Here is a 12,671-nt window from a genome sequence, read left to right on the forward strand (position 1 = left end):
TTACATGTTATTTAGGGTTGTTTCCAACATCGTTTCGCGGTATACTATCAAGTGTTGTCCCGAAAGTTTGACAGACAATCGCTGGTGATGCGTAAGGCATCACGAGAGGAAAGTCCGGGCTCCATAGGGCAGGGTGCTGGATAACGTCCAGTCAGCGCGAGTTGAAGGATAGTGCCACAGAAATGGACCGCCGATGGCCGCCACAAGCGGCACAGGCAAGGATGGAACCGAGGTGTAAGAGACCCCGAGGAACGCTGGTGACTTCGTTCCTGGTAAACCCCACTTGGAGCAAGACCTAATGGAACGCAGCTTCTCTGTCAAGAGGGCAGCCTTAGCCCGAGGCGCGTTTAGGTTGGTCGCTGGAGCCGTTCAGCAATGTTCGGCCTAGATAGATGATTGTCGTTTGGAGTGGGAGGGTAGTTCCCGTATGAACCACAATAGACACAGAACCCGGCTTACGGCAAACTTTCAGAACTACAACACAACTTATTGAATGAATTTAATACACATGTATGTAATTGCAAATGGTGATGTTCTAGTGGTTAATAACCGCAGAACATCACCATTTTTTATATGCCATGAATCGTATTCTATAATTATTCTAAAGCGAATGAAGAGCCTATTTCAGTCAGAAGCTCATTAATTAGGGTCAATCGTACAATCCAGAATTAGACACTTGTAATACAATATATCAAAATCACGAAAGGAGCGAATGAATATGAGTAATTCTTCTAATTCTTCTAATTCTTCTGGTTATCCATGTCCAGCGGCTGATCCCGTTATCTGCGATCCCATTGTAGTCGTGCAAGATTGTTATTATACCCAGGTGGTTCCTGTAATCCATACAATCCAAGTGGTTAAAAGAACTCATTGTGTTCCTATTGAGAAACATATATATAATTACGTGACTGTTGAAGAAGGTAATAATGAAATGGCAGGCGTTTCAGCGCAAAAAGAAAAAAAACGTCATGCTACTGTTTCTAAAGCCAAAACGAAGTCAAAATCCAAATCAAAAAGATAAAATCTAAACAATCCGCGATCAAATAACTCGCGGATTGTTTTTTACAAGGTATTTGTATTGGGTTGTGTTTACTTTGAAGATTGTTCTTTGTGAATGACCGATTTCATCTGATTGTGTACATGCTGTGGCCAGAATTGAAGTGGAGATGAACCGTTTCCTGCGGCTTTAAGTGCTCTATAGATATCAACTTGTCCATATCCGAAGTATTTATCTCGTCCGGTATCCCCTAGATCAACAACACTTTCGCGCATCAGATTCATCACCTCTTCATTATCGAGATTAGGGTTTCTTGCCCTAATGAGACCGGCTAAAGCAGCAACATGTGGTGTCGCCATAGATGTTCCAGATAGTGCAGCGTATTGATTGTTTAAATAGGTGCTGGCAATACTTTCACCTGGAGCTACCACATCAACGTAATCCCCGTAATTAGAGAAGGACGCTCGCTTCATATTTGAATCTGTAGCTGAGACAGAGAATACTTCCGGATATGCAGCGGGATATCCAGGACGTTCTGTATTATCATTACCGGTAGCAGCGACGATGACGACATCTCGGTTGTACGCATATTTGATAGCATCATGTAGAAATTCTGAATCAGCATAATTACCAAGGCTCATGTTAATGACTTTGGCTCCATGATCAGCTGCCCAAATGACTCCTTCTGCTACTGAATATGTTGTACCAGCACCGGAACTGTCTAGTGCTTTAATGGGCATCACTTTATTGTACCAACTAATACCAGCGACACCTTCATTATTGTTAACTACAGCACCTATAATGCCGGCAACGTGTGTTCCGTGCCCCACATCGTCGGTAGGTTGGCTGGAAGGGTCAACAACATTATAACCATCGACTAGGTTTTCCTTAAGGTCAGGATGCTGTAGATCAGCTCCTGTATCTATTACCGCAACGATCACATTTGTACTACCTTTAGATAACTCCCAACCTTTATTTGTTTCTATAGCAGGTAAATTCCATTGATACTTTGCAAACAGTAAATCATTTGGAATGTTGGTTGAAGTAGATAATTTATCTTTATTGGTTACATCATTTGTTAAATATAGATAGTGTGGTTCGGCATAGTGGGGACTGTACTTTTTCATGAAATAAGCTTTAAGCTGTTGATATGACATATGATCTGCGTGAAATACGTAAGCGTAGCCCATTTTACGAACCCATTTACTCTTAATTTCACTGGAGATCGTCATTAATTCTTTGTCTGATAAATGGTTGCGGAAATGTACTACAATCTCATTTTCGTAATAATGACTTGCCTTTTCATTATCATGACCTGTCTTTACTTTGATATCTCTTAACGTATTCGTATCTACGGATTCAACGCGATAATTCCCTTCTTTAGGATAAGGTATGAGTCGTAGATTGCGTTTCTGATGATTCGATACTTCATGCAGAACTTGTTGGCTTATTAAAGCGATGATCCCTTTATGTCCTTTAGTTGAAGGCTCAGCCATAATGAAATACTGATAATCATTTACCTTAAATGAAGGCGATTCATATGAGCGATGGTTCCGTAATTGATTTTTGGCTAACTGTTGGTACGTGTTAAACTGCTTATTTGTTTTCGTGTTCCAAGTTAAACGGTCCGATGGATATGGGGTAGAGTGTTGTTTGGAGAAATCAATCCAGGTTAGTAATTGAATATGATCATGAGATTTTTGTAATTGTTGAATGTATTGCTTCGTTTGCTGTTCAGATGTTGTACTAAATTGATCTGCCATCTTTGACAGATGTTCTTTTGCATCCGCACGGGTCAATCGATCTGTGGATGAAATATCATGGCTCATGATGGTATGTTTCAGGTTTACTTCTTGCTGTGGATTAGCAACTTTCGATGATGAACCTTGGTTTGAATGTGAATTGTTATCAGGAAGTGACGTAAAAATTGTTATCATTCCCAGAGCTACAACGAGTCCTGAACCTAACCATATTTTGCGAGACACTTGAATACCTCCTTAACGATCTTTACCTTTTTTTATTGTTAGGAAGTAGCTAGTTTTTTATTCCCCTCGAATGATTTGATATTTTATGTTTTCGGTAATATATTTAAGCAGAAAAGGATACCGCTTCAAAGTAATATATGGTAGGATAATACTTGGAAAATCCATAGTAGTGGTTCATATGAACTTCCACTATTTTGACGTAGGTACAATAAGGGGGAGCTAACGATTATGTCAGCAGCCAATATTCAAAAATTGTGTGAGTCCACAAGAGAGAAATTAAAAACAGCCATTGAAAGAACAGAAATATTTCTGAACGAGTATGCACTGCCACAATTGACTGGAGAGCATCTGGATGAAGAAATGGTGGTATTCTACAAAGGGTTCTTATCTGAACTTCGCCATTTACTTGTCTTCTCTGAAGTATCATACGAGAAGTTAGGTATTGTTCTTCGTCGTGCGAATTTTGATATCGATTTTGCCGAGAAAGCTCTTTACAATGTATATCATCACTGCGTCAACAATTTCTTTTATCCTAAAAATGAAAGTTACTCTGAAGATGGCCGATACGCTTATACTGGGCAAGATGCCATTCGTTTCCGTATCAAGCCTATTCGTGAAGCCCGTGATATTATTCTAGATATTACAAAGGTATATGAAGAGTTAAGAGATGATCTAACGTATTATGAAAGTGATTATTTAACAGAGCGTCGGATGCATAATCAAAAAAGTCACGCTTAATGAAATTTAATCTAATCTAATCACCACTGAATTTTAACAACGACTATTACATAACGGTTGATTTGTTCCTTTTAAGGACAAGTCAGCCGTTTTTTATTTGTGCTGAAGAATCATATCGAAGAACGTTCTTATTCTTGTAATGGCATCAACTTACAGTGCGTTATTCGCATATCAGATTATCGTATCGGAGACAATGGAGAAGAGGTGATTTAATAATGATAAATGAGGCCAAAACATTAGTTAGGTGTAGCGTAAGCAATTGTCATTTCTGGGGAGAAGAGAATTTATGTCGAGCTAATAAAATTGTTATTGAAATTGATGAACACTCAAGTAGAAACTTGAATGAGGAATTTGCAGAAGAATCTTTTAATGACCATAAGGATACTGCCCGCTCATCGTCTTCCACATGTTGTTTGACATTTAAACCCAAGTCATGATCTTGTCCATCTAAAGAGGAGGTGCTTGATATGGAAACAGACAAACAACCATCAGGTGTTCAAGATGATCAATCCGAGAATGAAAGCATTCGTAAAGAAAGTATACTTCACAAGAAGCGTATAGATTATCCGCGACTGGAACAAGATCATACGGAGGAGTATGCAGCTGATATAGCACCCACTCCTTTACGCGTCTATAACGAAGATAATTCGGATAAAGATGTGGAGGCTATGGATTCAACAACAGGAAAATTGGCAGGATATGTCGGTCTGGCATTTGGTATTCTTTCATTGTTCTTGTGGTCCATAGTTCTTGGTCCTCTTGCAGCTGTTATGGGTTTTTATGCCTATACTCAGGGAAGAAAGGCAACCGGAGGATGGTCGATCGCACTTGGTATATTAGCTACATTAAGTTATTTTGTGCTTATGCCATTTACAAGGTAAAGTTTGAATGCAACGCTAAATTCGGCTAATTCAAACCTCTGTATAGAGGTTTGAATTAGCTCTTTTTTTATTGAAGTTCATTTTTTTTGCAAAGAGGAGGTAGCGCATGTCCTATTCCCATGATAATATGTAAAGAACTACATTATGATGGAAGTTGGGATACTAAACATGCAGATCGACTCAATAACTGCCAAACAGCTTATAACTCTACAAGAAAATGCTACGATACAGGATAAAAGTGCTCTTATACAGAGTATGCTAAATAATAATGTTGGAGGATCAGATTTTGATGTAATGTTGAAACAGGTCATGTCTACGACTTCAGAATTGTCCGCTACAGATAGCAGTGTTTCGTTAAATGCTGGAGTATCTTGGAGTGACGGGTTATTGTGGCAGCAACTCGGTGCCGTAAGTAAGACAACTTCGACTAATACAGAACATAGTACATATTCTGGCAAGTCGTTGCCTTCGAGTTACAATGATCTGATTGAACAAGCAAGTCGTAAATATGGCGTTTCTGAATCTTTGATCAAAGCTGTCATCGATACAGAGTCGTCCTTTAATCCCGGGGTTGTTTCTTCCGCAGGAGCGAAGGGCTTGATGCAATTAATGGATGGGACTGCTCAGGGATTAGGAGTCAGCGATTCATTTGATCCAGCTCAGAATATTGATGCAGGTACTAAATACCTTTCTTATCAATTAAAGCGGTTCAATGGTCAAGAGAAAATGGCACTTGCCGCATATAACGCTGGACCAGGAAGAGTATCCCGTCTTGGTGTATCTAGTGATGCAGAACTTATGAATAATATAAATTCACTCCCTGAAGAGACTAGAAAGTATATATCTAAGGTACAGAATGCTCGCTCTAAATACGAAGAAGTATAAATGATAATTGCATAGAGAGATTCATTGGATCACACGGGGGAGGCACCAGGGTGAAGAGTTGTAAGAATGCTTACACCCTCTCTGACGTTTGATCTTTTTGTGTTGTCATGAGAAGGAAAGGTTGAGATATAATGATTTATTGGGATCATGCGGCAAGTACGCCACCCTATGATGATGTTATACGCACGGTAACTGAGATCATGAATAAGCATTATGGTAATCCGTCGTCTATCCATCAAATGGGTGAAGATGCGGGTAAGTTAATGAGTCGAACCCGCAAAGTTTGTGCAGATTCGTTACATGTTAATCCTTCTGAAATTGTATTTACTTCAGGAGCAACAGAGGGGAATAATTTAGGTATTAAGGGCGCTGCAATGCAATATATGAGCCGTGGGAGACATCTAATCACGACTGTGATTGAGCATGCTTCCGTATATGAAAGTTTCCTTCAATTGCAAAAATGGGGGTTCGAAGTTACATTTCTTCCGGTTAATTCACATGGGCGTGTCGATGTGAAATCTCTTACGTCCGCTATAAGAAAAGATACGATATTGGTTAGTATTATGCACGTTAACAATGAAATGGGTGCTGTTCAGCCCATAGAAGAGATCGGCCATGAGATAAAACGCTGTAATCCACGAACGTTATTTCATGTAGATGGTGTTCAGGGATTCGGCAAGTTACCTGTGGAACTAAAAAAGTGGTGTATAGATTTGTACACGTTATCTGCTCATAAATTTCGTGGTCCTAGAGGCACGGGATTATTATATGTCCGAGATGGATTACAACTGACACCTCTTCTATCCGGTGGTTCTCAGGAGTTCGGATGGCGTGCAGGGACGGAGAATATGCCACTACTTGTAGCTATGGCTAAGGCAATGCGATTGGCTGTAGAGCGTCAACCTGCTTTCACGAGAGACGTTTCTATTCTACGTAACAGAATTTTTGAGATCATCAGAAATATTCAAGGCTTACATCTTCATAGTGATGAGGACGGTGCACCTCATATTATACAGTTCTCATATCCAGGGATGAAGTCAGAAGTGTTACTGCACACGCTGGAATCCGAAGGAATGTTAGTATCTACGCGATCAGCGTGTTCTTCTAAAAAGGCAGAACCAAGCCGAGTACTGCTTTCTATGGGATTAAGTATGGAAGAAGCAGTAAGTGGAATTCGAATTAGTCTTGGAGATAATCATACGGAAGAAGAAGTGAATCAGTTGGAACATGCTCTTCGTAGAGCGATTAAGCAGTTGCGTCCCATGGAAAAAGGAAGGAATGATAAATGATGATTTATGATATGTTGTTACTACGTTTTGGAGAATTCATATTAAAAGGCAAAAATCGTAGAAGATTCGAGAAATCGGTATTCCTTCATGTGAAATCGGTACTACAACCTTTTCCAAAAGTGAAATTACGAGATGAGTTCGGAAGAATATATGTATACCTTAATGGTGAAGACACAATGGAGCCTATCAAAGCATTAAAGAAAGTATTCGGTATTGCTTCTATTAGCCCTGTAATCGTATGTACCTCCGAATTGGACGATATTTTAAGTACGAGCTATCGGTATTTGGAAGAATTAAATCTACAAAAAGATACGACTTTCAAAGTGAATGCCCGACGTGTATGGAAGAAGTTTCCTCAATCCTCTCATGAAATGAACCATCATGTGGGTTCACTTTTGTTAAAGAATTTTGATATGTTGAATGTGAGCATGAACCAACCTGAGCTAGAACTAAGAGTGGAGATTCGGGAGAATGAAACCTATATATTCTTTGAAGTTATTCCTGCTATAGGGGGATTTCCTAGAGGGAGTAATGGAAAAGCGATGTTGTTGCTGTCGGGCGGAATTGATAGTCCTGTAGCTGCTTGGTCATCCATGCGCAGAGGACTAACGACGGAATGTGTTCATTTTTATAGTTATCCATTCACTAGTCAATTGGCAAAGGAAAAAGTCATCAATCTTGCAAAAGTACTATCCAGTTATTCTGGAGAAATAAAACTTCATTTAGTTCCCTTTACGGAGGTACAGACTTCCTTTACGGGACTTGGGCAAGACAAACTTATCATTACTTTAATGCGGAGATCCATGCTGCAGATTGCGACTTTACTAGCTGAACGTGAAGGGGCTTTGGCCATTGTAACCGGTGATAGTCTAGGTCAAGTGGCTAGTCAGACATTATCCAGTATGAATGTGATAGGACGTGCGACGGAATTACCTTTATTAAGACCTTTAATTATGATGGATAAGAATGAAATTATTCAGATTTCAAAAGATATCGGGACGTATGATCTTTCTATTCAACCTTATGAGGATTGCTGTACCCTTTTTGTACCGGATTCTCCTGCGACTAACCCAAGCTTACGGATTGTAGAAAGAATTGAAAGATCCATTACTAAACTTCCTGATCTGATAATGGATGCATTTTCGCGTACGGAGACCATTGTGCTTACGCCTGGAGATGATCATTCATTAACTGAAAATCCCGTGGAAGATGAGTGGTTTTAGATCCTTACTGTAAGAGTAGAGTATCTTTTATAAATGTGAAATTGAAAAGAGGTAGACCAAGTTTACTATCCTAGGTCTACCTCTTTTATTTTATAGGGTCACTGTCGTTCGTTTACGTTTTTTAGATTTGATTTTTAGGAATCCAGCAACCAGGATACCGACGGTGACGATGATGATGAAGACAATACGAAGTGCAGGGTGTTGTTCGAAAAAAGGTTGTAATTTCTTTTCTTCAGTCATCATGTTAGAAGCGGTATAGCCAAGAACGAGTGATCCTAAATAGATAATCCAAGGGAAGCGATTAATTAGTTTGATAAACAATGTACTTCCCCAGACAACGATAGGAACACTGATGAACAAACCAATGATAACTAAGATTATATTCTGATTAGCAGCTCCTGCAACTGCGATGACATTATCTAAACCCATAGCCGCATCAGCTATAATGATGGTTCTAACAGCAGACCATAATGTCTGACTTGCTTTGACATCGGTGTGGTCATCATCGTCAGTCATCAGCTTGTACGCAATCCAGACGAGCAGTATTCCTCCAACTATTAATAACCAAGGAATATTTAGAAGCCATACAACGACGATTGTCGCAATAATTCTAAGAATCACAGCCCCAGCAGTTCCATATATGATTGCTTTCTTCTGAGTAGCGGGTTGCAGATTCCTAGCAGCTAGTCCAATGACGATTGCGTTATCTCCTGCAAGGATGAGATCGAGAAATACGATGTTAAGTAATGCAGCGAGAAAACCTAATACAGATGAATCCATGAATGTGTCACTCCTTTATATGTATGTACGTGCCCCAGAATAAATCGGAGTCCTAACGTCACAATGAAAAATGCTATTATATAGCATACTCCTCTCCTTTTCTTCATACAAGTAAGAATGGAGGGGGTTGTACCATGGAACACATGTGGTTGTTATTGGAAATACTTATCATAAACTTAGTACTGAGTGGAGATAATGCTGTTGTTATTGCTTTAGCAAGTAAAGATCTACCTCCACTTCAACGTAAAAAAGCAGTATGGTGGGGATCCTTAGGTGCTGTTGTGCTAAGATGTCTTCTCACTTTTGTGGCAGTACTGATGTTAAAGATCCCATATCTCCAAGCCATCGGTGGGTTAATGTTAATATGGATTGCATTTCAACTCTTATCAGAAGAAAAGAAAGACATTCAATTAGGTGAAACACCAACGATTTCAAAAGCCATCCGAACTATTCTCGCAGCAGATTTTATCATGAGTTTAGATAATGTATTAGCTATTGCTGGTGTAGCTAAGGGAGATCTAGCTCTAATTGTTATCGGTACAGCCTTTAGCATTCCCATTGTGATCTTCGGCAGTAATATTATTGTTCATTGGCTACAGCGTTATCCCCTCCTAATTTATTTAGGTGCCGGGATATTAGGATATACAGGTGGAGAGATGATGCTTCAGGATTCTAGCTTTGGTAAATACGCCGCAGTTCTATTACCCATGGGACATTCATTGTTACCATACTTGTTTGCAAGTTTAGTTATCTTAGCGGGTGGATTTAAAAAAGTGTTGTATCATAGAGGGCAACATTGAGAACAAATCCTTGGATAGTTTATCATAAAAAATAAACAAGCATAAGTTTAATGTCATATTCTAACGATTCATAAAAACGGATATCCTCTTATAAAGAGGGGTATCCGTTTCTTTATTTGTCATATGGTTTTTTTTATTTAATTCAGATACAATAATCTTAAATATAGATATAGGATTTAAGGATACTGGATTGCATTTTTGAGAAAAGAGGGTGTGAGATGTCTTTCAAAAAAGATGTGAAGCTAGGACTGTTCATTATCATTGCAGGTATCGTCATTTTATTAGGGAAACTGGGTATATTTAGTTTTCTTGGTCGCTCCCTCTGGCCATTGGTCATATTAATTCTAGGAATTCTTTTGCAAGCCCTTTATTTCCAGCGCCGTGGTCAATCGATATTTCTTATTTCTGGCGGGATCTTAACGATATGGGGCACACTCTTTGTGATATGTAATATATGGGGTTGGAGATTGATGTCTTCTCTATGGCCAATATTAATTACTGGTGTTGCTATCGGGTTGTATGAGTACTATAAATTTGAAAAGCCACGATCTAGCTTATCCTTATGGATAGCCATTGTTCTCGGAATATTTTCACTTGTTTTCATTCTTTTCAGTCTAATGAAGACGGGTGTAATATATCTGTTAGCTGCTCTACTGATTGTGATAGGACTATGGCTTGTTTTTGGAAAAAATGCGTCAATGAGAAGTAAAAGGTAATCATAAAGCACGATTTATTTGAATCATTTTCAAGAAAATGACTTGATTATTTCAGAAAAATCATTATAATATAAAAGATATGTTGAAGCGTCGGCATTATCGCCAGGCGCTTCTTTTGTGAGACACGTTGTATAGATGTAGAGACTTGAGAATGAAGGGATATGGATATTAGCCATGCAATCAAGAGATCAGATTCGCAATATTGCGATTATAGCCCACGTTGACCACGGTAAAACGACACTAGTCGATCAATTACTACAGCAATCGGGGATTTTCCGTGAGAACGAACAAGTACAAGAAAGAGCGATGGATTCCAATGACTTGGAACGTGAACGCGGAATTACCATATTAGCTAAAAATACGGCAATTACGTATAAAGATTTCACAATTAACATTATGGATACACCTGGTCACGCCGACTTTGGTGGAGAAGTAGAACGTATTATGAAAATGGTTGATGGCGTGTTGTTGGTAGTTGATGCGTACGAAGGTTGTATGCCACAGACTAAGTTCGTATTGCGTAAAGCACTCGAATCCAATGTAACTCCAATCGTTGTTGTAAATAAAATTGACCGTCCAGCTGCTCGTCCAGAGGAAGTTATTGACGAAGTATTGGACTTGTTTATTGAACTAGGAGCAACTGATGAACAGTTGAACTTCCCAGTAGTATATGCGTCTGCATTGAATGGTACTTCAAGTATGATTGCCGATAAACAAGACGAAACGATGCTTGCTTTGTACGAAACAATTCTTGAACATATTCCAGCACCAACTGAGAAAATTGATGAGCCTCTTCAATTCTTGGTAACGTTGATGGATTATAATGAATATATGGGTCGTATTGCAATCGGTCGTGTCAATCGCGGTATTATTCGCCAAGGACAATCCGTAACGGTTATTATGCGTGATGGAACAAGTAAAACTGCTCGAATTGAGAAATTGTTTGGATTCCAAGGATTGAAACGTATTGAGATTGAAGAAGCAGGAGCAGGAGATATTGTTGCCATTGCTGGTATTAAAGATATTAACATCGGAGAAACAATTGCAGATCCGAATCAACCAGAAGCATTGCCTGTACTGAAAATTGATGAGCCTACACTACAAATGACTTTTGTTGTTAACAATAGTCCTTTTGCTGGTCGTGAAGGTAAATGGGTTACTTCCCGTAAATTACGTGAACGTCTATATAAAGAATTAGAAACAGATGTTAGTTTAAGAGTGGATGATACTGACACACCAGAAGCATTCATCGTTTCGGGGCGTGGTGAGCTTCACCTTACGATTCTGATTGAGAACATGCGTCGTGAAGGATTTGAATTACAGGTTTCTAAACCTTCCGTTATCATAAAGGAAATTGACGGGAAGAAGAATGAGCCGATTGAACGTCTAATGATTGATGTTCCTGAAGAAAGTATGGGAGCGATTATGGAGAGTCTTGGCCAACGTAAAGCGGAAATGGCTAATATGGTCAATACCGGTTCAGGAAACGTACGTTTGGAATTCCTTATCCCAGCTCGTGGATTAATCGGATATCGTACGCAGTTCCTTACGCTAACTCGTGGATATGGTGTTATGAACCATGCTTTTGATAGCTATGGTCCTCTTGTGTCTGGTCAAGTTGGTGGACGTAGTAAAGGTGTATTGATTTCTAGTGAGAACGGAAGCTCCACATTATATGCTATGATGGGTATTGAAGATCGTGGTACGCTATTCGTGGAACCAGGTACTGAGATTTATGAAGGTATGATCGTTGGTGAGAACACACGTGATAGTGATATCGTCGTTAACATATGTAAAGAAAAAGCTGTGAATAACATTCGTTCTGCGAATAAAGAAGAAACAGTGAAAATGAAAACACCAATTATCTTCTCTATGGAACAAGCTTTGGAATACTTGAATGATGATGAATTATGTGAGATCACTCCTAAATCCATTCGTATGCGCAAGAAGATATTGAATAAGAGTGAACGTGAACGTGCTGAGAAACACCGTAAAATGGCTAATTCATAATTAAGTAAAAGTTCAGTGCCCCATTATGAAGGGAGTGAAACTTACATGCAGGTATGGTTTGCAGAACATCCTCTTGTTGCTTATGTTGTTATATTTGTACTGATCACTTATGTTTACAACAAAGTTTTTCGTGTTCATCAGAAATTACCTTTGCTGAAAGAGGTTATATTGTACATTTTAATGGCGATGGGCTCAGGGATGCTTCTCATTTTTCAACATGATAAGTTACCGATCATTCAATGTCTGTTAGTTGCCGTTGGATTGATGCTCCTGGTACGGGTTCGCTATTTTGTGGAGAGTCGGCAGAAGAAAGATGTCGATTCCTCTTCGGAAAACATGTGAATGCGGACCCCGTAATGGGGTCATT

General features: G+C 39.2%; 13 protein-coding genes and 1 other RNA gene. 12 read left to right on the forward strand and 2 right to left on the reverse strand.

Going from position 1 to position 12,671, the window contains the following annotated elements; translation table 11 throughout:
- Nucleotides 1–62: 62 nt before the first annotated feature.
- Both rnpB and AC1D69_RS00450 read left to right on the forward strand, forming a co-directional pair.
- Nucleotides 63–473: RNase P RNA component class A (gene rnpB / locus AC1D69_RS00445), an RNA gene on the forward strand.
- 245 nt (nucleotides 474–718) lie between these two features.
- Nucleotides 719–1,021, forward strand: a complete 303-nt coding sequence (locus AC1D69_RS00450; RefSeq protein ID WP_495454194.1) for a hypothetical protein — start codon at nucleotides 719–721, stop codon at nucleotides 1,019–1,021.
- A 68-nt stretch (nucleotides 1,022–1,089) separates the two neighbouring features.
- Here the strand turns inward: AC1D69_RS00450 and AC1D69_RS00455 are convergent, their stop codons facing one another.
- Nucleotides 1,090–2,982, reverse strand: a complete 1,893-nt coding sequence (locus AC1D69_RS00455) for a S8 family peptidase (protein ID WP_495454195.1) — start codon at nucleotides 2,980–2,982, stop codon at nucleotides 1,090–1,092.
- 228 nt (nucleotides 2,983–3,210) lie between these two features.
- Here AC1D69_RS00455 and AC1D69_RS00460 point away from each other — a divergent pair, with 228 nt between their 5' ends.
- From AC1D69_RS00460 to thiI, 6 genes are all read left to right on the forward strand, one after another.
- Nucleotides 3,211–3,720, forward strand: coding sequence for a YpuI family protein (locus AC1D69_RS00460; RefSeq protein WP_495454196.1), 510 nt, complete (start codon nucleotides 3,211–3,213; stop codon nucleotides 3,718–3,720).
- 215 nt (nucleotides 3,721–3,935) lie between these two features.
- Nucleotides 3,936–4,157, forward strand: coding sequence for a DUF1540 domain-containing protein (locus AC1D69_RS00465; RefSeq protein WP_495454197.1), 222 nt, complete (start codon nucleotides 3,936–3,938; stop codon nucleotides 4,155–4,157).
- A gap of 30 nt (nucleotides 4,158–4,187) precedes the next feature.
- On the forward strand, nucleotides 4,188–4,601 hold the full coding sequence (locus AC1D69_RS00470) for a hypothetical protein (RefSeq protein ID WP_495454198.1): 414 nt from the start codon (nucleotides 4,188–4,190) through the stop codon (nucleotides 4,599–4,601).
- A gap of 168 nt (nucleotides 4,602–4,769) precedes the next feature.
- A complete protein-coding gene (locus AC1D69_RS00475) occupies nucleotides 4,770–5,486 on the forward strand; it encodes a lytic transglycosylase domain-containing protein (RefSeq protein WP_495454199.1) in 717 nt (238 codons plus the stop codon).
- Nucleotides 5,487–5,617: 131 nt separating this feature from the next.
- Nucleotides 5,618–6,775: a cysteine desulfurase family protein gene (locus AC1D69_RS00480; RefSeq protein WP_495454200.1), complete on the forward strand. Its 1,158-nt coding sequence runs from the start codon at nucleotides 5,618–5,620 to the stop codon at nucleotides 6,773–6,775.
- A complete protein-coding gene (gene thiI / locus AC1D69_RS00485; protein WP_495454716.1) occupies nucleotides 6,775–7,998 on the forward strand; it encodes a tRNA uracil 4-sulfurtransferase ThiI in 1,224 nt (407 codons plus the stop codon). The genes AC1D69_RS00480 and thiI overlap by 1 nt, the downstream gene beginning before the upstream one ends.
- A gap of 90 nt (nucleotides 7,999–8,088) precedes the next feature.
- Here the strand turns inward: thiI and AC1D69_RS00490 are convergent, their stop codons facing one another.
- The gene (locus AC1D69_RS00490; protein WP_495454201.1) at nucleotides 8,089–8,778 is read right to left on the reverse strand and encodes a TerC family protein; all 690 of its coding nucleotides are present in this window, start codon (nucleotides 8,776–8,778) and stop codon (nucleotides 8,089–8,091) included.
- Nucleotides 8,779–8,912: 134 nt separating this feature from the next.
- On the opposite strand from AC1D69_RS00490, the gene AC1D69_RS00495 reads away from it, so the two are divergent.
- From AC1D69_RS00495 to AC1D69_RS00510, 4 genes are all read left to right on the forward strand, one after another.
- Nucleotides 8,913–9,578 carry a TerC family protein gene (locus AC1D69_RS00495; RefSeq protein WP_495454202.1) on the forward strand — a complete coding sequence of 222 codons (666 nt, stop codon included), beginning with the start codon at nucleotides 8,913–8,915 and terminating at the stop codon, nucleotides 9,576–9,578.
- A gap of 218 nt (nucleotides 9,579–9,796) precedes the next feature.
- Nucleotides 9,797–10,294, forward strand: a complete 498-nt coding sequence (locus AC1D69_RS00500; protein ID WP_495454203.1) for a hypothetical protein — start codon at nucleotides 9,797–9,799, stop codon at nucleotides 10,292–10,294.
- Between the two features lie 174 nt (nucleotides 10,295–10,468).
- Nucleotides 10,469–12,304 carry a translational GTPase TypA gene (gene typA / locus AC1D69_RS00505; RefSeq protein ID WP_495454204.1) on the forward strand — a complete coding sequence of 612 codons (1,836 nt, stop codon included), beginning with the start codon at nucleotides 10,469–10,471 and terminating at the stop codon, nucleotides 12,302–12,304.
- A 45-nt stretch (nucleotides 12,305–12,349) separates the two neighbouring features.
- A complete protein-coding gene (locus AC1D69_RS00510) occupies nucleotides 12,350–12,646 on the forward strand; it encodes a YlaH-like family protein (protein WP_495454205.1) in 297 nt (98 codons plus the stop codon).
- The last annotated feature ends 25 nt before the right edge of the window (nucleotides 12,647–12,671 follow it).

It is taken from the genome of Paenibacillus sp. Y301 (genome assembly GCF_059445505.1).